Annotated in this window: 22 protein-coding genes; 12 read left to right on the plus strand and 10 right to left on the minus strand. The window is 59.7% G+C overall.

What is annotated here, in order from left to right; genetic code table 11:
- The first annotated feature begins 365 nt into the window (after positions 1-365).
- The 3 genes from G5149_RS04740 to G5149_RS04750 all read left to right on the plus strand — a co-directional run bounded on the left by G5149_RS04740 (position 366) and on the right by G5149_RS04750 (position 4,671).
- Entirely contained in the window at positions 366-2,258 is a 1,893-nt protein-coding gene (locus tag G5149_RS04740) for a PTS fructose transporter subunit EIIC (protein ID WP_421211823.1), read from the plus strand.
- 235 nt (positions 2,259-2,493) lie between these two features.
- Entirely contained in the window at positions 2,494-3,246 is a 753-nt protein-coding gene (locus G5149_RS04745; RefSeq protein ID WP_421211825.1) for a DNA/RNA non-specific endonuclease, read from the plus strand.
- Between the two features lie 321 nt (positions 3,247-3,567).
- Positions 3,568-4,671: a YdcF family protein gene (locus G5149_RS04750; RefSeq protein WP_111899504.1), complete on the plus strand. Its 1,104-nt coding sequence runs from the start codon at positions 3,568-3,570 to the stop codon at positions 4,669-4,671.
- Between the two features lie 82 nt (positions 4,672-4,753).
- On the opposite strand, the gene G5149_RS04755 is transcribed toward G5149_RS04750, so the two are convergent.
- From G5149_RS04755 to cyoA, 7 genes are all read right to left on the minus strand, one after another.
- Positions 4,754-5,128: a DUF805 domain-containing protein gene (locus G5149_RS04755; RefSeq protein WP_216978423.1), complete on the minus strand. Its 375-nt coding sequence runs from the start codon at positions 5,126-5,128 to the stop codon at positions 4,754-4,756.
- Between the two features lie 60 nt (positions 5,129-5,188).
- A complete protein-coding gene (locus G5149_RS04760) occupies positions 5,189-6,559 on the minus strand; it encodes an MFS transporter (RefSeq protein ID WP_421211827.1) in 1,371 nt (456 codons plus the stop codon).
- Between the two features lie 161 nt (positions 6,560-6,720).
- A complete protein-coding gene (gene cyoE, locus G5149_RS04765) occupies positions 6,721-7,617 on the minus strand; it encodes a heme o synthase (protein ID WP_216978421.1) in 897 nt (298 codons plus the stop codon).
- An 11-nt stretch (positions 7,618-7,628) separates the two neighbouring features.
- Positions 7,629-7,958 carry a cytochrome o ubiquinol oxidase subunit IV gene (locus tag G5149_RS04770; RefSeq protein ID WP_216978420.1) on the minus strand — a complete coding sequence of 110 codons (330 nt, stop codon included), beginning with the start codon at positions 7,956-7,958 and terminating at the stop codon, positions 7,629-7,631.
- Complete coding sequence (locus G5149_RS04775; RefSeq protein WP_421211829.1) at positions 7,959-8,573, minus strand: cytochrome o ubiquinol oxidase subunit III; 615 nt, start codon at positions 8,571-8,573, stop codon at positions 7,959-7,961.
- Between the two features lie 4 nt (positions 8,574-8,577).
- Entirely contained in the window at positions 8,578-10,554 is a 1,977-nt protein-coding gene (cyoB, locus tag G5149_RS04780; RefSeq protein ID WP_216978418.1) for a cytochrome o ubiquinol oxidase subunit I, read from the minus strand.
- Between the two features lie 3 nt (positions 10,555-10,557).
- Positions 10,558-11,601 carry a cytochrome o ubiquinol oxidase subunit II gene (gene cyoA, locus G5149_RS04785; RefSeq protein WP_005347211.1) on the minus strand — a complete coding sequence of 348 codons (1,044 nt, stop codon included), beginning with the start codon at positions 11,599-11,601 and terminating at the stop codon, positions 10,558-10,560.
- A 580-nt stretch (positions 11,602-12,181) separates the two neighbouring features.
- On the opposite strand from cyoA, the gene G5149_RS04790 reads away from it, so the two are divergent.
- Entirely contained in the window at positions 12,182-14,107 is a 1,926-nt protein-coding gene (locus tag G5149_RS04790) for an NAD(P)-binding protein (RefSeq protein WP_421211832.1), read from the plus strand.
- A complete protein-coding gene (locus tag G5149_RS04795; protein ID WP_421211834.1) occupies positions 14,104-15,309 on the plus strand; it encodes a c-type cytochrome in 1,206 nt (401 codons plus the stop codon). Before G5149_RS04790 ends, G5149_RS04795 begins: the two co-directional genes overlap by 4 nt.
- Positions 15,310-15,397: 88 nt before the next feature.
- Here G5149_RS04795 and G5149_RS04800 read toward each other — a convergent pair whose 3' ends face one another.
- The 3 genes from G5149_RS04800 to G5149_RS04810 all read right to left on the minus strand — a co-directional run bounded on the left by G5149_RS04800 (position 15,398) and on the right by G5149_RS04810 (position 17,321).
- A complete protein-coding gene (locus G5149_RS04800; protein WP_005347215.1) occupies positions 15,398-15,733 on the minus strand; it encodes a DUF3634 family protein in 336 nt (111 codons plus the stop codon).
- 106 nt (positions 15,734-15,839) lie between these two features.
- Positions 15,840-16,808, minus strand: coding sequence for a nucleoside hydrolase (locus G5149_RS04805; protein ID WP_368171788.1), 969 nt, complete (start codon positions 16,806-16,808; stop codon positions 15,840-15,842).
- A 219-nt stretch (positions 16,809-17,027) separates the two neighbouring features.
- Positions 17,028-17,321, minus strand: coding sequence for a hypothetical protein (locus G5149_RS04810; protein WP_005353197.1), 294 nt, complete (start codon positions 17,319-17,321; stop codon positions 17,028-17,030).
- Positions 17,322-17,533: 212 nt separating this feature from the next.
- Between G5149_RS04810 and G5149_RS04815 the strand changes: the two genes are divergently transcribed.
- The 7 genes from G5149_RS04815 to G5149_RS04845 all read left to right on the plus strand — a co-directional run bounded on the left by G5149_RS04815 (position 17,534) and on the right by G5149_RS04845 (position 24,249).
- Positions 17,534-18,979, plus strand: coding sequence for a coniferyl aldehyde dehydrogenase (locus tag G5149_RS04815; protein WP_368171789.1), 1,446 nt, complete (start codon positions 17,534-17,536; stop codon positions 18,977-18,979).
- An 11-nt stretch (positions 18,980-18,990) separates the two neighbouring features.
- Positions 18,991-19,611 carry a TetR/AcrR family transcriptional regulator gene (locus tag G5149_RS04820; RefSeq protein ID WP_216978413.1) on the plus strand — a complete coding sequence of 207 codons (621 nt, stop codon included), beginning with the start codon at positions 18,991-18,993 and terminating at the stop codon, positions 19,609-19,611.
- A complete protein-coding gene (locus G5149_RS04825; RefSeq protein ID WP_005361659.1) occupies positions 19,592-20,110 on the plus strand; it encodes a hypothetical protein in 519 nt (172 codons plus the stop codon). Before G5149_RS04820 ends, G5149_RS04825 begins: the two co-directional genes overlap by 20 nt.
- An 18-nt stretch (positions 20,111-20,128) precedes the next feature.
- Positions 20,129-21,313 (plus strand): iron-containing alcohol dehydrogenase, encoded by a 1,185-nt coding sequence (locus G5149_RS04830; RefSeq protein WP_421211838.1) that lies wholly within the window; start codon positions 20,129-20,131, stop codon positions 21,311-21,313.
- A 203-nt stretch (positions 21,314-21,516) separates the two neighbouring features.
- Positions 21,517-21,777, plus strand: a complete 261-nt coding sequence (locus tag G5149_RS04835; protein ID WP_005347229.1) for a GNAT family N-acetyltransferase — start codon at positions 21,517-21,519, stop codon at positions 21,775-21,777.
- On the plus strand, positions 21,764-22,354 hold the full coding sequence (locus tag G5149_RS04840; protein ID WP_202005573.1) for a nucleotidyltransferase family protein: 591 nt from the start codon (positions 21,764-21,766) through the stop codon (positions 22,352-22,354). Before G5149_RS04835 ends, G5149_RS04840 begins: the two co-directional genes overlap by 14 nt.
- A 71-nt stretch (positions 22,355-22,425) precedes the next feature.
- The gene (locus G5149_RS04845; RefSeq protein ID WP_194495774.1) at positions 22,426-24,249 is read left to right on the plus strand and encodes a SulP family inorganic anion transporter; all 1,824 of its coding nucleotides are present in this window, start codon (positions 22,426-22,428) and stop codon (positions 24,247-24,249) included.
- Positions 24,250-24,323: the final 74 nt, after the last annotated feature.

The following is a 24,323-nucleotide window of genomic DNA, read 5'->3' on the forward strand; positions in this document are numbered from 1 at the left end:
TGGATTGATAAAATCCAATCAGCGCTGGGCCATTTTATTTTCCAGTGGGAAACCCAGGTTCAGCCATTAACCCGTTTTTCTCAAATATGCCTTAAATCGGGCAATAAACCGCAAAAAATGGCTGTAAATCCCATTACAAGGGTTTTTCTGTCATACCTTGACCGCTGTCACATCCTGCCATTAATTAAACAAAAACCACTATTGAGTTAAAGATCAACACTTTGCGAGCTGGATCACACCAGCAAAACCATGCAACAAAAATCCAGTTATTGCTACATTCATCGCCTGTCCAACCCTACCCGTGAGGGCAATAATGAGCCCAATTCGCAACGCATGACTTAGCCCTTACAGGGAAGGAGAGTGAGATGTTACCCACCATGACCAACGGCAGACTCATCTGCCTGGAGTTGAAGGCCACCAGCAAGGAGGCTCTGTTCGACGAGATGGCACAGATGCTGGCGCGCGATGGCGCCGTGTCTGATCAACAGCAATTCGTCAAGGATATCTGGGCCCGCGAGCAGCTGGACTGCACCGGCTTCGAGCAGGGTGTCGCCCTGCCCCACGCCAAGAGCAAGGCGGTCAGCCGTCCGGCCATTGCCATCGGTGTCAGCCGTCAGGGTATCGAGTACGGCGCCGAAGATGGCAAGCCAACTCAACTGATCTTCATGATCGCCTCCCCGGATGGTGGTGCCAATCACCACATCGAAGTGCTGGCGGAGCTCTCTACCCGTCTGCTGGAGCCGGGTTTTATCGAGCAGATGAAGGCGGCCACCACTGTCGAGCAAGCCCTGACTCTGCTCAAGCAAGGCCCGAAAGCGGAAAAACCGGCGCCTGCCGCCAAACCGGCTGCCACTGCACCGGCTGAGCCCGAAGAGCGCACCTTCAAGGATCGCCTCAACACCATGAAGCAGCACCTGCTGTTTGGTACTTCCCACATGATCCCCTTCATCGTGGCCGGTGGTGTGCTGCTCTCCCTGTCGGTGATGATGAGCGGCAAGGGCGCCGTGCCGGAAGCGGGCTTCCTCAAAGACATGGCCACCATGGGTATCGCCGGTCTGACCCTGTTTACCGCCGTACTGGGTGGCTACATCGCCTACTCGCTGGCTGACAAGCCGGGCCTGGCTCCGGGCATGATCGGCTCCTGGATTGCCGTTCAGCACTATCAAACCGGTTTCCTTGGCGCCATTCTGGTGGGCTTTATCGCCGGTTTCGTGGTCAATCAGCTCAAACGGATCAAGCTGCCTGACTCCATGACCTCCCTTGGTTCCATCTTCATCTATCCGCTGATCGGTACCTTCCTGGTGTGTGGCATCGTGATGTGGGGCATCGGTGCCCCGATCGCCGCAATGATGGAAGGGATGAACCACTGGCTCTCCAGCATGGCGGGCTCCGGTAAAGTGATGCTGGGTGCCATTCTGGGTGGTATGACCGCCTTCGATATGGGCGGCCCGGTCAACAAGGTTGCTACCCTGTTTGCCCAGACTCAGGTCAACACCCAGCCCTGGCTGATGGGCGGCGTCGGCATCGCCATCTGTGTACCGCCGCTGGGTATGGCACTGGCTACCCTGATGTCTCCGAAGCGTTACAAGAAAGAGGAGCGTGAATCCGGTAAAGCGGCCGCCATCATGGGCATGATCGGTATCAGTGAAGGTGCTATCCCGTTTGCTGCCGCTGACCCCATGCGTGTTATCCCGGCCATCGTCGCAGGCGGCATCGTCGGCAACATCACCGGCTTCATGATGCACAGCATCAACCACGCCCCCTGGGGTGGCTGGATTGTCCTGCCGGTTGTTGAAGGCAAGATGGGCTACATCCTGGGTACCATCCTCGGCGCCCTGACCACCGCCATCATCGTCAACCTGCTGAAGAAGCCGGTGAGCGAAGAAGATGATGTAACCACCACCCAAACCAGCTTCGAAGTCATTGAAGCGGAAGGGGAAGCAGACGTACTGGCCATCACTGCCTGCCCGTCTGGCGTGGCCCACACCTTCCTGGCCGCCAAGAGCCTGCAGAAAGCCGCCGCCAAGCAGGGGATCAAGATCAAGGTCGAGACCCAGGGCGCCAACGGCATCATCAACCGCATCACCGCCAAGGATGTCGCCAACGCCCGCTACGTCATCTTCGCCCACGATGTGGCCATCAAATACCGTGAACGCTTCACCGATATCGAAGTCATCGATGTGAAGACCAAGGAGGCGATTCACAATCCGGAAGGTCTGCTGGCCCGCACGCTGGGCAACAAGGAAAACGCCGCCTGATAGCCGTCAGACTCCACCTATCACAAGGGGCCCTTCACGGGCCCCTTTTCGTTGCCTGCCGAGCAATCGCACATCATCCCACCGACCAAGCCACTGATTTAAAACATATTAACCAGTCACATCACGGATCTTGGCGAGCCGTCACAGAACGGTGACGTGTAAAAAAACAGCAATTGAAGCGCTGGTCAGATCTCATGTCAAATGGCTCCGCCTACTAAACTGGAGCATCACAAAAATGATAAAAATCAATAAATTGGTTCTGGCTGTTACCCTCACCCTCACTGCCACCCCCTTGCTGGCCGCCCACTGGGAATGCGGCCAGCACGTGCGCTTTGGCCTCCCCTCCGAATCGGATCAGAAGCTCTGCCGTGAAGGGTATGCCGTCGGCTACAACTACGACTACAAGGTGGCGGACTGGGTCTCCTACCGAATGACCGCCCAGAGCGCACAGGGCACAGTGCCCCGCAAGGATGCCTTCGCCGAGGACAGGGAGATCCCGGTCGCCTACCGCGCCACCCTCTCCGACTACAAGGGCTCGGGCTACGACCGTGGCCATCAGGCCCCGGCGGGGGACATGAAATCGAACAAGAACACCATGAAAGAGAGCTTCCTGCTGAGCAACATGACACCGCAGATCGGGGTGCTCAACCAGAAGGCGTGGCGCGTGCTGGAGGACAAGGTGAACAAGTGGGCGGTCTCCCGCAAGGATGTGCAGGTGATCACCGGCCCCATCTTTACCGGCTCTGAAGAGTCCATCGGTCAGGGTGTGGCGATCCCGAGCGCCTACTACAAGATCGTGATGGACCCGGCCAGACTGCAGGCCATCGCCTTTATCATGCCGCAGGAAGAGGTGCCCATCAGCCAGATCGCCGACTACCGGGTCTCGGTACGTGAGGTGGAGGAGCAAACCCGGCTCAACTTCTTCAGCGATATGCCCGAAGAGCAGCAAGAGACGCTGGAAGCCCGCGTCTCCCAGATGTGGAACTGACCGCGAATACTTATCAGCAGATAGATTGACACTCCATCTCTCTTGAATCGCGATAGAGGGAGGGGCCCGCGCCCCTCCCAGCAGGGGGAGTCACGCCCCCCCTGCCCTTTTCAGATGGCAGCTGACCCTTTGCGGCCATTTTTGCGGCCACAGGTGTGGCATCCCCCGACGACCCGCCCCGACTCACAGTTTGCCGCACCGTTAGCTGCTATATTGCCCTCTCTTTGGCACTAACAGACTGAATTGACGCACATTTGCCTTATCCCATCGGCCCGCAAACCGGAGCCCACGGCGCGATTCAGCCCGACAGAGGACCTTTTGATGAAACAGACCCTTCTTGCCCTCACCCTCGGCGGCCTGTTGGCGCTCTCGCCCCTCGCCCTGCAAGCGGCCGAGAGCTCGATGCAAATGGAGCACGACCTCAATACCCTGGTCAGCAAACGCCAGGCGGTGGACATGTTGCTCGGCGAAGCGCTGCAGATCTACAAGTCGCCAGCCAAAATCTCCCACGCCGGTTTTACCGCCAAAATGCCGAGCAATATGGAGCTGGTGACCGAGCGGCTGCTGGCCGCCTACCAGCTTGAGCCCTACCGCACCGACCTGCTCATCTCGGCGGCCAACGCACAGATCTACAACGGCAACCTGAGCCGCGCCATCACCTTGCTGGAGCAGGCGCAGGCCGTCGCCCCCGATGATCTCGACATCAACAGCTATCTCGCCATCTGGCAGCTGGTGAAGGGTAACAAGGAGGCTTCCCGCAGCTATCTGGCGAAAGTGGCGGATCGCAACAGTGGCCGCGCTGCCGATCTGGAGGAGATCATCGCTCGGGTGCAGCGGATCACCGCCGCCCCGCTGCAGACCGAACTAACCGAGGATCAGGTCAAGGCCAGCAGGGAGGGCAAACGCGCCATCGTCACCCTGGGCTACGCCCTCAATCCCGACGGCAGCATGGACAAGATCCTGCTGGGCCGCCTGCAAACCACCCTTGAGCTGGCCAAGGCCGACCCGGAAGCGCTGATCATCCTGACCGGCGGCGTGCCCCAGAACCGCCAGACCGAGGGCAAGCTGATGGCCGACTGGCTGGCCAACCACGGCATCGATCGCAGCCGCCTGATTGAAGAGAACTACGCCACCAGCACGGTGGATAACGCCCTCTACAGCGCCTATGCCCTCGCCCGCCACCAGATTGACTATGCGGTGCTGGTGAGCTCAGCCAGCCATGTGCGCCGCGGTCAGACGGTGCTGGAAATCGCCTGCGACCAGATTGGCCCAGCCAACATCAAGGTGGCGAGCGTCAGCTACCCTGACAAGCCCCTCGAGGAGCTGGCCACCCCGAGCGAGAGCGAGCTGCTCGGCATCTACCGCGACGCCCTGCGCACCTACGGCATGTGGAGCTACCGCTCCGCCCCGCTGATTGAGCGTTGATCGGCCATCAAAACGAAAAAGAGAGGGAGGCGTGATGCCTCCCTCTCTTTTTATTGACCGATGATTGGCCAAGCCGCGCCCGTTAGCTGACGATAAAACCCTGCGAGGGGGCCGCTTTGGGATCATCACCGAAGCGGTTTGGTCCCTGCTGACCGTTGCAAACCATAAAGTAGATAAGCACCAGAGTACCGATAATGGGGATAAGCCCGAGCAGCAGCCACCAAGCGCTGCGGTCGGTATCGTGCAGGCGACGGGCCGCCACCGCCAGCGAGGGCAGCAGCACAGCCAGCGAATAGATGGAGCTGATCAGCTCCTTGTCGCCGCCAATCAGCTTGTCCACCATGCCGAGCAACAGCATGACGATGACGTTGCACAGCACAAACATCCAGTATTCGGTGCGACGGGCCCGTCCGCTGAATACCGCATATTGCTTGAGGACCGAGAGATACCAGTTCATTGCGCCTCCAGACTGTTTTCAAAAACAAGTAGTTGCAGATCCGAACCGAGCTTAGCGCGATCAGTGTCCGGCGTCGATCACCAGCAGCTCCAGATCCTGGCGACTGACCCGTTTGCTGTCCACCTTCACATAGAGCGAACGTTCCTTCCGTGCCAGCAGTACATCGTTCACCCCATCGCAGGCACGGAGTTTCTGCTCCAGTGCAGGGCTCGCCTCCACCCCTTCCGGTAACAGGATGCGCAGACTGCTCACATAGGGGGGCTCCTGCATGGTGAGGCTGACCCCGAGCCAGACAAGGGCCAGCGCAGAGCAGCCGCCAAACACCAGGGCGCCACCACCCAGACTGTAGAGCAGGCCCCCCAGGCTGCCACCGATAGCCACTCCGATAAACTGGCTGGTGGAGTAGATCCCCATGGCCGTCCCCTTGTAACCCGGTGGCGACTCCTTGCTGATCAGGGATGGCAACAGCGCTTCCATCACGTTGAAACCGATGAAGAAGAGCTGCAGGCCGGCGAGCAGGCCCCACAACTGCAGGCCAGCCTGCCACAGCACCACTTCGGCGCTGAGCATCACCAGCACGCAGATCTGGAACACCAACTTCATCTTTCTGCGCGTCTCGGCATAGATGATGAAGGGCACAACGCTGACGAAGGCGATCAGCATGGTGACCAGATAAGCCTGCCACTGGCTGTCCCGAGGCAGACCCGCTTGCTCCAGCAGCGGCGGCAACGCCACGAAGCTCGACATCAACAGGGTATGCACGCACAAAATGCCGAGATTGAGTTTGAGCAGGCGCGGATTGGTCAGCACAGTGCGCATCCCGCCCCTGACCATGCCGGACTCTCGATTGAGCAGATGAGTTGTCGGTGTCGGCACCAGCCAGAGGGTGACGGCGATGCCCCCCAGCGCCAGCAGGGCGATGAGCCAGAACAGGCCGGAGAGTCCCAGCGCATGAGTAATCAGGGGGCCAGTCACCATGGCAATGGCGAAGGTGATACCAAAGCTCACCCCGATAAAAGCCATCGCCTTGGTGCGGTTCTGTTCGCGGGTGAGATCCGACAAGAGCGCCATCACGGCCGCCGAGATAGCGCCGCTCCCCTGCAGGGCGCGGCCGAGGATCACGCCCCAGATAGAGTGAGTCAGCGCAGCGATCACACTGCCAAGAGCAAACACCAGCAGACCGCCGATGATGAGTGGCTTGCGGCCCACCTTGTCGGAAAGCAAACCGAACGGGATCTGGAACAAAGCCTGGGTCATGCCGTAGATGCCGATGGCCAGGCCAATCAGCGCCTCGGAGGCACCGGCCAGCGACATGCCATAGGTAGTCAACACCGGCAGCACCATAAACATGCCAAGCATGCGCAGAGAGAAGACGGAGCCGAGCGCCCAGGTGGCACGGCGCTCGCCCCTCGTCATGGTGAAATCATTCATGATGGCCTCGATAGTTCAGGGAACAAGGAAGAGTCAAGGGGTGGCCGACACGCACCATGCCACACCCTACACAGGGGAAAAGTACCCGATGGGCGGCCCCATAATAACAGAGCCGGGAAGGTTCCCGGCTCTGGATCTCGTGCAATCGGAAGCAACGCACACTATCGGAGCAACATGCTCACCAGCGCCACAGGCTCGGCCTCTGGCTGGAAGTCTACCGACATCATGACACTCAGACAGGTAATGGTGACGATGGAAAACATAAACAGCTTGCGCGCCCAGAGAGCATCATCAACCAGCTGTTTGTAACCCGACAGCGCCATCCCCAGCCACCAGACACTCACCGCAGTGGCCACCACCAGATACTTGTAGCCGGCGTAACCGCCGAGGAACAGCATCAGGGTCGGCACCATAAAGGCCAGGATGTAGAGGGTAATGTGGTGCTTGGCCACCGAAATTCCCTTCACCACCGGCAACACCGGAATGTTGGCCGCCTGATAATCCTTGAAGCGGAAAATGGCGATCGCATAGGAGTGCGGCATCTGCCACAGGCTGAAGATCGCCAGCAGGATCAAGGCCCCCGAGTCGAACTGACCGCTCACCGCACAGTAGCCGATGACCGGCGGCGCGGCGCCGGAGAGGCTGCCCACCAGGGTGCCGTAGACCGAGTGACGCTTCATGTAGAGGCTGTAGACCCCCACATAGACAATGAAGCCCAGCACCGCCAGCAGAGCGGCCAACGGATTGGCCGCCCAATAGAGCAGTGCAATGCCCGCCATGCCAAGCGCGGTGGCGTACCAGAGCGATACGCCGGGGGCGATCAGCCCCTTCACCAGAGCACGGTTCTTGGTGCGCTCCATGATGCAGTCGATGTCCCGGTCGATGTAGTTGTTGAACACGCAACCGGAGGCCACCACCAGCGAAACACCCACCATGGTCAGAATGAACAGGGGCAGGTCCAGGCTTCCTTTTGAAGCCAGCAGAAATCCCCCGATCACCGAGATGAGGTTGCCGAAGATGATGCCCGGCTTGGTCACTTGCAGGTATTGCTTCATCATTGCCAGCCTGCTCAGTGGACCATCATGTTGATGTTGAGGTTGTACATGATCCACAGGGAACCCACGACCACGATGGCAATGATGAGCACGGTAAAGACCAGTGCCACCAGGTTCCAGCGCTCTTCAGACGAGGTATTCATATGCAGGAAGTAGATCAGATGCACGAAGATCTGCACCACCGCCATGCCAACCACGGTGGCCAGCACGGTGGTGTGGGAGGCGGAGCCATCTATCACCATCCAGAACGGTACGGCAGTCAGGATCAGTGACAGCACGAAGCCGATCAGGTAGCTCTTGGCGCTGCCGTGGCTGGCGCCGTGAGAATCAACGGAATGACTCATTTACATTGCTCCCATCAGATAGACCACGGTAAAGACGCAGATCCACACAACGTCGAGGAAGTGCCAGAACAGGCTCAGGCACATCAGGCGGGAGCGGTTGCGATCGGTCAGCCCCTTCTTGGCCACCTGCACCATCATCACGATGATCCAGATCAGGCCACTGGTCACGTGGATACCGTGAGTACCAACCAGGGTAAAGAAGGCTGAGAGGAAGGCACTGCGATCCGGGCCGTAACCTTCTGCGATCAGGTGATGGAACTCGTAGATCTCCATCGCGATAAAACCGGCACCCAGCACAAAGGTCACCAGCAACCAGCCATTGACGGTAGACACCCGGTTCTTGTTCATCGCCAACATGGCAAAACCGAAGGTGATGGAGCTCAACAGCAGCAGCATGGTTTCGGCAAATACGAACGGCAGTTCGAAGATATCCTTGCCGCTCGGACCGCCGGCAGTGCCGTTGACCAGAACCGCATAGGTTGCAAACAGACATGCAAACAGAATGCAGTCACTCATCAGGTAGATCCAGAAACCAAACACCTTGTTGGCACCGGCATCATGGTGCCCATGGTCATAGGCACTCTCGTGAGTGTGATGTAGAACGTCGGTCGCCATAGCGTCACGCCCCCTTGTTAATGTTGGCAAAATGCTGATCTTCGATGCGCGTGATCTCGTCAACCTGGACGTAGTAGTCCACGTCATCGTTGAAGCTGTGGATGATCCAGCTGCCAATCATGGCGGCAAAGGCAAGGATGGCCATCCACCAGATATGCCAGATCATGGCAAAGCCAAAGACGGCGCTGAAGCCCGCGATGATCACCCCTGCCCCGGTGTTCTTGGGCATGTGGATCGGTGCATACTGCTTGGGCTGCTGATAGGCTGAACCGTTTTGCTTGGCCTCCCAGAAGGCATCCAGACCGGTGATCTTCGGCTCGATGGCGAAGTTGTAGAAGGGCGGCGGTGAAGAGGTCGCCCACTCCAGCGTCCGGCCACCCCAGGGGTCACCACTCACATCACGGTTCTGCTCGCGGTCACGGATGCTGACCACCAGCTGGATCACCTGGCACAAGACACCAAGGGCAATCAGGCCGGCACCACAGGCGGCTACCACCAGCCAGGGGTGGAAGGCCGGATCCAGCTGTTGACTGATGCGGCGGGTCATCCCCATGAAGCCCAGTACGTAAAGCGGCATGAAGGCAACAAAGAAGCCGATAATCCAGCACCAGAAAGCACGCTTGCCCCAGGTTTCATTCAGGGTGAAGCCGAACGCCTTGGGGAACCAGTAGGTGATTCCTGCAAAGCAGCCAAATACCACGGCACCAATGATGACGTTGTGGAAGTGAGCGATGAGGAACAGGCTGTTGTGCAACACGAAGTTGGCCGCCGGCACCGAGAGCAGTACCCCTGTCATGCCACCTATGGTGAAGGTGATGATGAAACCGACGGTCCACAACATGGGTGAGGTGAACTCGATGCGACCACGGTACATGGTGAACAACCAGTTGAAGATCTTCACCCCGGTCGGGATGGAGATGATCATGGTGGTGATGCCGAAGAAGGCATTCACGTTTGCGCCCGAGCCCATGGTGAAGAAGTGGTGCAACCAGACAATGAAGGAGAGCACGGTAATGGCAATGGTCGCCCATACCAGCGAGGTGTAGCCGAACAGCTTCTTCTTGCTGAAGGTGGCCACCACTTCGGAGAAGATCCCGAATACCGGCAACACCAGGATATAAACCTCGGGGTGGCCCCAGGCCCAGATCAGGTTGATGTACATCATCATGTTGCCACCCATGTCATTGGTAAAGAAATGGGTACCCAGATAGCGGTCTGCGGTGAGCAGGGCGATGGTAACGGTCAGGATCGGGAAGGAGGCGATGATCAGTACGTTGGAGCACAAAGCCGTCCAGGTGAACACCGGCAGACGCATCATGGTCATGCCAGGAGCGCGCATCTTGATGATGGTGGCGAAGAAGTTGACGCCAGTCAGCAAGGTACCCAGACCCGAGATCTGCAGACTCCAGATCCAGTAATCAACCCCGACCCCCGGGCTGTACTCCAGCCCGGAGAGGGGCGGATAGGCCAGCCAGCCGGTCTGGGCGAATTCACCGACCCCGAGGGAGACGTTGATCAGCACTACGGCGGCGGCGGTGAACCAGAAGCTGATGTTGTTGAGGAAGGGAAAAGCCACATCACGGGCACCGATCTGGAGCGGCACGACGATATTCATCAGACCGATCACCAGTGGCATGGCCACGAAGAAGATCATGATGACCCCGTGGGCGGTGAAGATCTGGTCGTAGTGATGCGGCGGTAAAATGCCGTCACCACCAGCCGAAGCCATCACCTGCTGGGTACGCATCATCACCGCATCGGCGAAGCCGCGCAGCATCATGACCATACCCAGGATCAGATACATGACCCCAAGACGCTTGTGGTCGACCGAGGTAAGCCACTCTTTCCACAGATATTGCCACTTGCCGAAATAGGTGATCAGGCCGGCAACGGCCAGCCCCCCCAAAATGATACCGGCTACCGTCACCATGATGATGGGTTCATGGAACGGAATGGCATCGAGTGTTAATTTTCCAAACATCGGTTATTCCTCGGATCCTGCTTGCACAGCCTTGTTATCTAACGGCGCGTTCATATGTCCGGCATGCTCCTTCTGCCCGTCATGCGCCATAGCGGCATGGTCCATCTGCATATGTGCCATGTCATCGTGATTCATGGCGGCGCCATGCTCTGAGGGGGCTTTATGGGTCATCCCCTTGTGCTCGCCATGCCCCATGTCACCCATAAACTTGTTGATCAGCTTGACGAAAAGGGCCGGATCGGCACTTGAGAAATACTCCACCGGGTGGTTTTCGCTCTTCTTGGCCAGCGCATTGAACTCATCCATGGTGGTCAGCATCTTGGGAGAGGCCTTGACTTTGGCAACCCAGGCATCAAAACCGGCCTGATCCTGCGTGGCAATCGCCTTGAACTTCATGCCCGAGAAACCGGCTCCGCTATAACTGCTGGAGATACCGTCATACGCGCCTGCTTCATTGGCAATGAGATGCAACTTGGTCTGCATACCTGCCATGGCATAAATTTGCCCGCCCAGCTTGGGAATGAAGAAAGAGTTCATGACTGTGTCTGAAGTCACTCGGAAATTGACGGGGGTATTGACCGGGAATGCTAATTCATTGACCGAGGCAATCCCTAATTCTGGGTAGACAAACAGCCATTTCCAGTCGAGGGAAATAACATCAATCTGGATCGGCTTCACCGTAGAATCCAACGGTTTGTAAGGATCCAGTTCGTGGGACGTTTTCCAGGTAATGGTTGCCAGGATGACGATGATAATAATTGGCACGGTCCACACAACCGCTTCAATTTTATTGGAGTGAGACCAATCCGGAGTATATTTAGCGTTGGTATTTGATGCCCTGTATTTGCGGGCAAAGACCACAGCCATAATAATTACAGGGATCACCACAATTAACATCAGCCCCAAGGCGGTTAATATCAGTGATTTCTGCTCCAGACCAATCTGCCCTTTGGGGTTCATCAAGGCCATGTCGCAGCCGGTCAGCAAGCTGGCCGATGCGAGCAACAGCAAAGCACCCAAGCCCCTCTTTAATTCAAAAGGTCTCATGCAGTGTCCTTATGGTCGCAGGCTAAAGTTGTAAAAACGGGCAACATTGTGATCAGAACCAGAACATGTAAACAACATGAAAAATTAATCCCGAGATTGTGCAAAACTTGGCGAACGCATGTGAAAATTGTTAATCAACCATCCAAGTCACTATAAATAGTGCTTTTCCCTATAATTAATCAACAGAACTGCCATCTCAAATTACAGTTGAACTCTGCACACTAAACTACCAACAAACCCCACATAGTATATGGATATATGAGGCTAAAATTTCGCCCTCCAGCATGAATAATAAACAGCTGCTGGCTACGATGATAAATGACCAATTAAATACATCTGCATTTACATAGTTAAATGCACCCACAGATAGCTGCCCTATATTTATGCTGCATTTATTTTTAAAATCGGCTAACCAGAACAAGTCTGTCACTTGGCCCCTTGTTTGAATAATTTGTTTAATAAGTTATTATCAAACTATATAGACGCCATGCGAATATGGCGGTAGGTTGCGTCCTCTTGCTGCTGGTCAGCTACCCATTCCACTCTGTGCTTTTCCATTTTTCATACAGCAGGTATTGCCATGAGTATTACACGCAGAGATTTTCTCAACGGCGTTGCCATCACCATTGCGGCAGGCGTCGCCCCCATCAATCTGCTCAAGGCTGCCGAAGGCGGCAGCACGCTGGCGGATAAAACCCTGGCCTACCCGCCCGCCCTCACCGGCCTGCGCGGCAACCACCCGGGCTCTTTCGAACCGGCCCACAGCATCGCCCGTGACGGCAAGCAGTATGATTTTGCCAATATTCCCCTTGAGGGGGAGTACGATCTGGTGATCGTCGGCGCCGGGATCAGCGGTCTGGCCGCCGCCTGCTTCTATCAGCAACTGCTCGGCGCGGATAAAAAGATCCTGCTACTCGACAACCACGACGACTTCGGCGGCCACGCCAAGCGCAACGAGTTCACCACCCCCGATGGCCTGCGTCTGGGTTACGGCGGCAGTGAGTCCCTGCAATCACCGCGTTCGGTCTACAGCCCGGTGGCACTCGGTCTGCTCAAGGCGCTGGAGGTCAACATCGACGAGCTGGCCGCCGGTTTCCAGCAGACCTTCTATCCGGATCTGGGGCTCAGCCGCGGCGTCTATTTCGACGAGAAGCACTTTGGCGTCAACAAGATAGTGAACGGGGATCCGGGCCACAACGTGGCGGACGATATCCCGCGCGATCGCCTGAACGGCCGGCCGCTGGCAGAATTTATCGGTGACTTCCCCCTCGATGATGCCGACAAGGCCGCCCTGTTGGCCCTGCACGAATCGAAGATCGACTACCTGAGCGGCATGACCCGCGAGCAGCAGGACGAGTGGGTGACTCGCAACAGCTACACCACCTTCCTGCGCGATAAAGTGGGTCTCAGCGAGCGGGCAATCACCTACTTCCAGCAGCGCACCAACGATTTCCAGGCGGTCGGCATCGACGCCACCGCCTGCGCCGATGCGCGTCTGTGCGCCTTGCCGGGTTTCGACGGCCTCAATCTGACGCCGCTTGATGCCGAGGAGCAGGCGGAGCTGGACGATCCCTACATCTTCCACTTCCCCGATGGCAACGCCGGTCTCACCCGCCTGATGGTACGCAAGCTCATTCCGCAGGTGGCGCCGGGTCACACCATGCAGGATGTGGTACTGGCCAAGTTTGACTACAGCAAACTCGACCTGCCCGAGCACAAGGTACGGTTGCGTCTTGGCAGCACGGCGCTACAGGCTAAAAACGTGCGCCTCGCCGATGGCAAGCTGGCGGTGGATGTCACCTACATCAAAGAGGGCAAGCTGCATCGGGTACGGGCCAAGCAGTCGATCATGGCGGGCTACAACATGATGATCCCCTATATGGTGCCCGAGATGCCGGAGCCCCAGAAGGAGGCTCTGCGCCAGAACGTCAAGGCGCCGCTGGTCTACACCAAGGTGGTGATCAAGAACTGGCAAGCATTCGTCAAGCTGGGGGTGCACGAGGTCTACTCCCCCGCAGCCCCCTACAGTCGGGTCAAACTCGACTATCCGGTCAACCTCGGTGGTTATGAGCATCCCAAAAACCCGGATCAGCCCATGTGCCTGCACATGGTCTATGTACCGACCCTGCCGGGCAGCGGCCTGTCGGCACGCGAGCAGTCCCGCAAGGGGCGCGCCATGATCCTCGGCATGCCATTCGAGCAGCACGAGCAGATGATCCGCGAGCAACTGCAGGGAATGCTCGGCAGCGCCGGTTTCAACCATGAGCAGGATATCCTCGCCATCACGGTCAACCGCTGGTCTCACGGCTACTCCTATATCACCAACACCCTGTTTGATGACGAGGAGCAGTGCGAGAAGTGGATCGAGCTGGGTCGCCAACCGATCGGCAACATCACCATCGCCAACTCGGATGCAGGCTGGAGCCCCTACGCCCACGCCGCCATCGACGAAGCGTGGCGCGCCGTCAACGAGCTGGTTGCCATGAGCAAGGGAGGTGCCCAATGAGCCGCGCCCTGTCACTGACTGCCAGCGCCCTGCTGCTGGCGCTGCCCGCCCTTGCCGCCCACGCAGCCCCCGCCATGTCGGCAGGGGAATACGTGGCCAAGCTGGGCGATTGCGCCGCCTGTCACACCAGCGAAACCAGCAAGCCGCTGGCAGGCGGCAAAGGATTCCCGACCCCTATCGGCACCGTATTTGCCACCAACATCACCCCCGACAAGACCCACGGTATCGGCAACTACAGCCTGCCGGAGTTCATCAAGGTGATGCGTGAAGGGGTGGCCCGCGACGGCCATCACCTCTATCCGGCCATGCCCTACACCGCCTACGCCAAGATGAGCGATAAGGATCTCGAAGATCTCTATCACTACCTGATGAAGGAGGTGCAACCGCTGGCCATCGCCAACAAAGAGAGCGACATCCCCTGGCCGCTCAACATGCGCTGGCCGCTGATGGGATGGAACTGGATCTACCACGACGACAGCCGCTTCACCCCGGTGGCGGGCAAGAGCGAAGAGTGGAACCGTGGCGCCTATCTGGTGCAGGGTGCCGGTCACTGCGGCAGTTGCCACACTCCGCGCGGGCTTGGCATGCAGGAGAAAGCGCTGACTGAGGCGGACCCTGTCTACCTAAGCGGGGCGGCGCTGGATGGCTGGTATGCCCCCGACATTCGCGGCAGCCGTTACAGCAAGCAGGCGCTGATCGATCTGCTGAAAACCGGCCGCAGCCAGCATGAAGCGGTCGCGGGCCCCATGGGGGAAGTGATCACTCACAGCAGCCAGTATTTCAGCGACGCCGATCTGGCCAGCATCGCCACCTATCTCACCGATCTGAAAGATGAGCCGGTCGCGGAGAAAGGGGCCCGTGCCTATGCCAGTGCCAGCGGCAAGGCGGACTACGCCATGTATTGCTCCACCTGTCACGGGGTCAACGGCCAGGGCAATGACCACGTCATTCCCTCGCTGGTGAACAACCGCACCGTGCTGGCGGGCGATCCGTCGAGCCTGATCAACGTGCTGCTACACGGTGCCGAGACGCCCATTACGCAGGGGCATATCGGCTACCATATGCCGGGTTATGGCTGGGCTCTCAACGACGAACAGGTGGCCGAGCTGGTCAACACCCTGCGCGCTTCCTGGGGCAATCAAGGCACCGCCGTCAAGGCAGCGGCGGTCAAGGCCCAGCGCGAGCTGCACGGCAAGGAGTAAGGGCTGTCAGCCCTCTCTTGGCCAAGTGCCATAAAAAACGGGCCTCCACTGGAGGCCCGTTTGCTATTGATTAACCACGTTCCGGTGCTTATCCCTTGCGGGATTTTGGCCCCGGCAGTGGCGCCGTTGGCTGGCGGTAATCGCCATAGGGGAAGATATTGCGAAACCGCTGGGCCACCGGCTCGGGGATAGAGCGGGAGAAGATCAACTTCACACCATCGCCATCGCGCTGCCCCACAATGCGACCGCGTACCGTATCGTGGCGCAGGATCTGTTTGGCATGGTCAATAAAAGCGGGTGAGACCTTGCCCTGCTTGACCACCACCTTGCCGGGAGCAAGGCGGATCTCGAACAGGGCGCCACGCCCCAGCTTCATCAACCACCAGATCAGCGCAATCGCTACGATCAAGGAAATCCAGGCCATCTTCATCCCTCCCAAAGTCTTGATATCAGGCAGTATAAGCGGCCATGCGCCCCGATTGTTTGGCGCCGATCACAGCCCCCGCCTCAGCGCTATAGCGCCCCTTTGCTCAGCAATCCTTGCCCCAACCCACCAGCGTCTCGCGATAGAGAGCGAGCAGCGCCTCATCACGCACCGCCACCCCGACCTGCTGCGGACGATAGGCTGCCCAGTCATCGTGGGAGTGGCGCTTGCCATCGAACTTTTGCAGGGTGTGGCCGATGGCCGGACCGCTGGTGATAACCCGTACCGGCCCCTCGCGCAGGGTAAAGAGGGTCGGATCAATCACATAGGCGATGGCGGACGGATCGTGGACGTGGCAACCGGAGAGCCCCAGTTTCTCGGAGTAGAAGCGCAGATAGAAGCGGCTCACATCCCACAGGAAACGGCCCGGCTCTCCCGCCTTGTCCTTGAGCTCATCAAGATAGGCGCTGCTGAAGAAGCTCTGCTGGGTCACGTCCAGCCCGATGATCACCACAGGCCAATCGGCGGTAAAGACCCGGTCGGCGGCATCGGGATCATCGTGAATATTGGCCTCGGCATAGGGGGTCACGTTGCCACGATGGCCGTTGACGCCAAAGGCGCCGCCCATCACTACCACCTGTTTCACCAGCGAGACGATCTCGGGCGCCTGTTGTAGCGCCAGCGCCAGATTGGTCAGCGGGCCGATAGTGACTATGGTGATCTCCCCCGGCGCGGCTTTCACCGCCTCGACAATATATTGCCAAGCGGGGCGAGGATCCGGAGCGATAGTCACCTCCCCCGCCTCCATATCGCCAAAGCCGCTCGGGCCGTGGACTATGGTGGTGGGGCCAACCGGCTCGCGCAGCAACGGGGCGGCAGCACCTTTGGCCACATCCGCCTTCATGCCGTACTTCTGCTTGAGCCAGAGGGCGTTGCGGGTGCCATTGTCGATGGTGGCGTTACCAAAAACAGTGGTGATGGCGAGCAGCTCGATGGCGGGGTGGGCCTCGGCAAACAGGATGGCCATGGCATCGTCGATACCCGGGTCGGTATCCAGAATGATTTTATGGGTCATGAGAAATTCCTACGGTGACAAACCCTGCGACAAAAGGGAGAGTCTACCCGGCTGACGGCCCCATATCCCGGCATGGGATCACAGAGCGGGCCTTTGCTCCCGGCAGCGGGGGCGCTGCTGGCGACAATTAGCATAAAAAACGCGGCCCTGTTGCCAGCGCCGCGCCCTTTATCGTTGTTCGTTATCTGCTATCTGGCAGTGATCTGCCTGACCGGATCCTCAGTGCTTGCGGTGCCAACGCGGTGAGGTCGCCTTCTCCCCCCAGGGGGTGACGCAGGGGAGCAGAGCCCCTTCAATCACCATCTCGCTGCCCGCCAGCGCTTCGGCGATCTTCTGGTGCAGCACCCGCAGTACCTTGCCCTCGTGCTCGGCCAGAGAGTGGCCCGCGGCAAAGAATTCCGGCTGATATTGCAGTGCCAGCTTCTGGGCGAATTCGTAGGTGTTGAAGCAATCCGGCATCCGCTCAACCACATCTTCAAGCCGGGCCAACAAGCTGTTCAGTTCCCTGGTCATAGTGCTCTCTCCGTGTAGGTTAATAGCCAAAAACTACCCCTTATTAGATAAGTCACCAACGAGCAAACCACAAAAGTGTGGGGAGACACACAGTTCTCTCTTGCGTCCGGCTCATGGTGAACGGCAGACAGCTTGCCAGCTTTACATTCCGGTAACAAACAGCTAGATTTAGACCGACTAATCAGTCGGTCATTTTTCATGCGGAGAACAACATGGGTGCGGCGCAGCTTCAACACACTCCTGAGGATATCCTCGCCATCAAGATGTCCCTGCCGGATCAGCTGGCGCGGCTCAAGCGGGCGAGTCTGGCTCACCCCATGCCTACCCTGGCCGAGCGCCGGGCGCAGCTGACCAAACTCAAACAGGCGTTGCTCGCCCACAAGGGACAGCTGTGCAAGGCGCTGGCGGCAGATTATGGTCAGCGCAGCCACTACGACAGCCTGATCGCCGATGTGCTGCCCTGCATCATGCAGATCAACTACACCCAGAAGCGGCTCAAACGCTGGATGCAGCCCCACCGCCGTCACACCGGCCTGCTGCTGGCCCCCGCCAAAGTGGAGGTGCACTTCCAGCCGCTCGGGGTGGTCGGCATTATCGTGCCGTGGAACTTTCCGGTGATGCTGAGCCTTGGCCCCCTCATCACCGCCATCGCGGCGGGCAACCGGGCGATGCTGAAACTCTCCGAGTTCACCCCTCATACCAACGCCGTGCTGCGCACCATGCTCACCAGCGTGTTTGACGAAAACGAGATCGCCATCATCGAGGGAGATGCCCAGATGGCGGCAGCGTTCAGCTCACTGCCGTTCGATCACCTGCTCTTTACCGGCTCCACCATGGTGGGCAAGCTGGTGATGGCCGCCGCCGCGCCCCAGCTCACCCCCCTCACCCTTGAGCTGGGTGGCAAGAGCCCCTGTCTCATCGCCCCCGACATGCCGGTCGCCACCGCGGTCGAGCGGATGATCTTCGGCAAGAGCCTCAACGCCGGGCAGATCTGCGTCGCCCCCGACTATGTGCTGCTGCCCCGCAGCGAGGTGGATAACTTTATCGCCGCCTATCGCCGCCACTTCAGCAAGCTCTACCCGCAGGGGCTCAATAGCGCCGACTACGGCGCCATCATCAACGACCGCCAGTATCAACGTCTCGTCAGCTGGCTCGATGAAGCCGAACAGGCGGGTGCCCAGCTCCATCCCTGTGGCAGCCCGGCCCGCGACGACCAGCGTCGCCTGCTGGTGCCCCATCTGCTGACCGGGGTGCCGGGTCAGTGTCAGGTAATGCAGCAGGAGATCTTCGGGCCGCTGCTGCCGCTCATCCCCTACGACACCCTGGAGGAGGCGCTCGCCTATGTGGCCGAGCGGCCCCGCCCGCTGGCCCTCTATCTGATGAGCTTCGATCCCGAGTTGCAGGCGCGAGTGACCCGGGAGACCCACTCCGGCGGCATGGCGATCAACGAGAGCCTGTTTCAGGTGGCTGCCGACGATGTGCCGTTTGGCGGCATCGGCGCCTCCGGCATGGGCCACTACCACGGCCACGAGGGGTTTCTTACCTTCTCCAAGGCAAAAACCGTGCTGACCCGCGGCAAGTTCACCACCGGCTCCCTGATCCATCCCCCCTACCACAGCTGGATCCAGAAGCTGATGATGGCCTTCTTCCTGCGCTGATGGAGATGACAATGAAGCAGGCTATCCCGCAGCCACAAACCATGACCGACAAGCGCCGCCAGATCCTGGATGCCGCCCTCGCCCTCTGCGCCGAAGATGGCCTGCAGGGGGCCGCCACCGCCCGTATCGCCAAGGCGGCCGGGGTGGCCAACGGCACTCTGTTCCACCACTTTCCGAGCAAGGAGGCGCTGATCCTCGCCCTCTATCAGGATGTAAAGACCCGGATGGGGAGCGCCATCCATGAAGCAGATCCCACCCTGCCGCTGTACGACCAGACCCGCCACTACTGGCAGTTGGCGATGGGGTGGATGCTCGCGCATCCCAATGAGCTCAAATTCGTGCTGGGCTTCTTTCACTCTCCGCTGCTGGCCAGACCGGCCCGCAGCCAGATCCTGAACGATGCCCTGCGCTTTCTGCCTGCTCTGCTGGCAAAGGGACAGGCCAGCGGCGAGCTGATGCAGGCTCCCGCACCACTGTTGCTGGAGGTGTGTCAAGGCCAGTTCCTCGCCTGCGCATCACTGTTTGTCGATCAACCGGAGCTGGGAGAGGACGACTACTGGCAAGCCAGTGCGTTCGCCCTCTTCTGGTCAGCCATCTCAGGAGCCAATCCCCATGCAAACACGGATGTTTGAACCTGCGGCCGCCCTTGGCCGCCGCCTCTGGATCACCACTCTGCTCTGGGTGGTGGGTCGTACCCTCTGCCGCGCCGCCCGCACCGATGAGGCGGTACGCCGCGAATTGGCGCCGTTGCCGGACGGGCTGGCTATTCGCCTCGAAGTAGGCGGCATCGGCTACGCCATGAACATGCACAAGCAGGGTGGCCGCTGGTATCCCGGTGCGCCTGTCGCCCCCCATGCCACCATCCATCCGCTACGGGTGCGCTTCAAACACCCCAATATCGCCTTTCGCGCCCTGAGCTTTCGGCTCGGGGTCAATCAGGCATTTGGCGAAAACCGGCTGCTGGTGGAGGGGGATCTGACCGTCGCCATGCATCTGGTGCGGGGGCTTGAGCAGTTGCAGTCCCTGATCCTGCCCGCCTTTATCGCGCGGCCGCTGCTGCGCCACTATCCCGCCCCGACCAACAAGATCGGCCGGGCCTGCAACATCTATCTGGGTCTGGTGACCGGCTAACGCGCAAGGAGCCTTGAAATGAGCCGCTATTACGATTTCTTCTGCCCGGTCAAACTGCTGGCCGGTGAACAGGCGCTGGAGCAACTGGCCAGCGAGCTGGCCAGCCTCGGGGCCTGTCGCCCGCTGCTGCTGACCGACAAGGGGGTCAATGCCACCGGCCTTGCCACCCTGCTGGCCAATGTGCTGGCCGAAGGGGAGCTGCCGGTCGCCGCCATCTGGGACGAGATCCCGGCCGACTCTTCCACCGCCGTGGTGGAGCGGATCGCCAAACGCTATCGCGAGCTCGACTGCGACAGTCTGGTGGCGCTGGGGGGCGGCTCGGTCATCGACACCGCCAAGGCGGTCAACATTCTCACTTCCATGGGGGGGGATCATCTGCTCGACTACTCGGGCGCCGGTTGCCTGACCCGTCCCCTCAAGCCGCTGGCGGTGGTGCCCACCACGGCGGGCACAGGATCAGAGGTGACGCTGGTTGCGGTGATAAAGGATGAGGCGAGCGGGCGCAAGGTGCCCTTCACCTCCCCCTTCCTGCTGCCCCAGCTGGCGGTGCTCGACCCGCGCCTGACCCAGGGACTGCCCCTCAATATCACCGCCGCTACCGCCATGGACGCCATGACCCACGCCATCGAGGCCTTTATCGGCACAGCGAAAAACCCAGTGAGCGATGCGCTGGCCCTGATGGCGGTGGAGAAGATCGCCAGCGCCCTGCCGCAAATCATCCACGACCCGCAAAACAAACAGCTGCGGCTGCAACTGGCGGAAGGCTCCACGCTGGCTGGCATGGCTTTTTCCAACTCCATGGTGGGGCTGGTGCACGCCCTCGGCCACAGTCTGGGAGCCCGCTGCCATCTGCCCCACGGGCTATGCATGAATCTCTTTTTGCCGACCGTGCTCGACTACAACCGCCCCGAGGTGGATAGCGAGTTGGCCCGGCTGCTGTTGCCGCTGGTGGGGGCAGAGCGCTTTGCTGCCACCCCGGCCCATCAGCGGGCGGAGGCGACCATCACAGCTATTCGCACCCTGCGCGACACCTTGTGGCAAGCGGTCAAGCTGCCGCGCACCATGAGCGAGGCAGGGGTAAGCGATCGCTCACTACTGACCGAGATCCGCGATCTGGCGGTCAACGACGGTGCCCTGCTGTTCAATCGCAAGGACGCCGACCGTGAGCAGTTACTCACCCTGCTGGAGCGAGCCTGGGTCTGATCCCTCCCCTTTGCCAATAATCTTGTGCTGACACTAACGCGGTGCCCGACTCACCATCGGGCACCTTGATCTACATCGCGATATCGATGCGCCCTCTGTCAAAGGGGGATGATATTGACCACGGGCTCTCATTATCTGTTCTATACCTTGGCTAACCGCTATCTTGTGCCAACAACACCATCTTGATGCCAGAGGTGCCCACCATGAGCGAGATTATTCATCAGGCCAACCAGCAACAGTTTATCTGTATGGTTGAGGGGAAAGAGTCGAGACTGCGCTACCGGCGCCTCGATGCCAAGACCATCGACGCCTACAGTACTTTCGTCCCCCCCGAGCTGCGGGTGCAGGGGATTGCCGATCAGCTGGCGCGCGCCTTCTTCAACTGGACTCAGGCGGAGGGGCTCACTATAGTGCCGAGCTGTCGCTACATTGATGTCTGGTTACGCCGCAATGCCAACAACTGAACCTCTGAACACCGTCCTCGAACAGCAATTCCAAGCCAAAACAGAAGCCCTGCTGCGGGCCGATCCGCAGCGGATGGCCTGCCTGCAAGCCGCGGCCGAGCTCAATCTGCCCGACTGGGCGCTGGGGGCCGGTTTTATCCGCAACCTCATCTGGGATCACCTTCACCACAAGGCGGTGCCCACCCCGCTCAACGATATCGACCTTATCTATCTCGATAAAACCGATCCGCAAGGGCTGGCCGAAGCGGAGCACGAAGCTTGGCTCGCCAAACGCCTGCCCGGCCAGCAGTGGGAGGTGCGCAATCAGGCCCGCATGCATACTCGCCAGCTGGTAGCGCCGTTTGCCAGCAGCCTTGAGGCGCTCAGCCATTGGGTCGAGGTGCCCACCTGCATCGGCGTACGCCTCACCCGGGATGGCGAGTTCGAGTGGCTTGCCCCCTACGGCTTTGCCATCAACTGGTCGCTGCAAGTGAGTGCCAACCCCAAATGTCGCCAGGACAAACAGATTTTTACCCAGCGCATCAAGGAGAAACGCTGGCAGGCTATCTGGCCTGACCTTCAGGTAAACTGGCCATAACCTGATTGCAATCTTTCGATAACCTTGGGCACACTAGGGGAAAAGCTGGTTGTAACTCAATGGGTTAAATAATGCGCGACTTCTTCTCTCTCGAACGCTGGCTACCGGGCCTCGCCGCCCTGCTGCATTACCAGCGCGCCTGGTTGATGCCAGATCTTCGCGCCGGACTCTCGGTGGCGGCAGTGGCGCTGCCCGTCGCCATCGCCTATGCCGAGCTTGCCGGGGTGGGTGCCATCGTCGGCCTCTACTCCTGCATCCTGCCCATGCTGGTCTATGCCCTGTTTGGCACCTCCCGCCAGCTGATCGTCGGCCCTGATGCCGCCACCTGTGCGGTCATCGCCGCCGTGGTAACGCCGCTGGCCGCAGGCGACCCCACCCGTCACTGGCAACTGGTGATGACCATGACCGCCATGACCGGCTTCTGGTGCCTGATTGCCAGCCGCTTCAAGCTGGGGGTGCTGGCGGACTTTCTCTCCCGCCCGATCCTGATGGGGCTGCTCAATGGTGTGGCCATCACCATCATGGTGGGCCAGCTCTCCAAGATCTTCGGTTTCACTTTCAGCGAACGTTACCTCATCGAGCGGATCGCCAGCGGCGCCACCTATATCACCCAGACCCATCTGCCGACCCTGGCCATGAGTCTGGTAGCCCTGCTCACCCTGCTGCTGGCCAAGCGCTACAAACCGGCATGGCCCTCCTCCATGGTGGCCATGGTGGTGACCGCTGCGCTGGTGTGGGGCTTTAATCTCGGCCAGTTTGATATCGCCACCCTGGGGGCGGTGGGTTCCGGCCTGCCCGCGTTCCAGATGCCGGAATTTCCCCCCGGCCTGATGCGGGAGCTGGTACTGCCCGCCCTTAACCTGGCCATGGTGAGCTTCGTCTCCATGATGCTGACCGCTCGCAGCTTTGCAGCCAAAAACGGTTACGAAATCGACGCAGACAAAGAGTTTCGAGCCCTCGGTATGGCGAACCTCGCCTCCGCGGTCTCACAGGGTTTTGCCATCAGCGGGGCGGATTCACGCACCGCGGTCAACGACGCCAACGGCGGCAAGAGCCAGCTGGTCTCTATCATCGCCGCGGCGGTGATCGCCCTCATCACCTTCTATCTGACGGCGCCGCTCAAATACATCCCGACCGCCGCCCTCGGGGTGGTACTGGTGATGGCCTCCCTGTCGCTCACTGATTTTCGTGGCCTCTGGGCCCTTCGTCACTCCGATCGCTCCGCCTTCTGGCTGGCGCTGGTCACCTTTATCAGCGTGCTTACCATGGGGGTAATCCCCGGGATCACCCTCGCCGTGTTGCTGGGCTTATTCCAGTTCCTGCGTAATGTGATGCGCCCCACCGACCAGCTGCTTGGCATGGATGACGAGGGGGTAGTACGTACCCTGGGGGACAACGAACAGGCCAAGGCGATCCCGGGTATTCTGGTCTATCGCTTCAACTCACCGCTCACCTACTTCAATGCACCCTATTTCAAGCGGCGGGTGCTGGCCCTGCTGGTGCAGGATCCCCGAGCCCCCAAGTGTCTGGTGATCGATGCTGTCGCCTGCTTCACCCATCAGGACATCAGCGTGATGAGCATGGTGGGAGAGCTGCACAAAGAGCTGAAACGGCGCGGCATCCATATGGTGATGGCGGGTCGCCACGGCCAGATGACCCACTGGCTAAAGCAGGCAGGCGTGCGGGTGGGCGATGAGGGGATCATCCTCTGCCCCGATATGTATCAGGCGCTACGCCTGACTCGCTGCTACCGCGAGCCGGTGTTCAAGGATGATGCGGTGGTGGAGAGCACCACTGATGCCATCCGCTCCAACTGGCCGCAGGATGATGCCCTGCCCGACTCGGCTCGCCTCACCCTGCCAAGCGAACAGGAGGCGGGCGCCACGCCTGCCTGATCCCTTGGCCTGCTCCCCTGGCCGGTGCAATCCTGCACAAGGATTGCACCGGCCTTGGCCTTGGTGTTAAATGC

The sequence above is a fragment of the Aeromonas sp. 600479 genome (genome assembly GCF_049175515.1).
Classification (GTDB): Bacteria; Pseudomonadota; Gammaproteobacteria; order Enterobacterales; family Aeromonadaceae; genus Aeromonas; species Aeromonas veronii_A.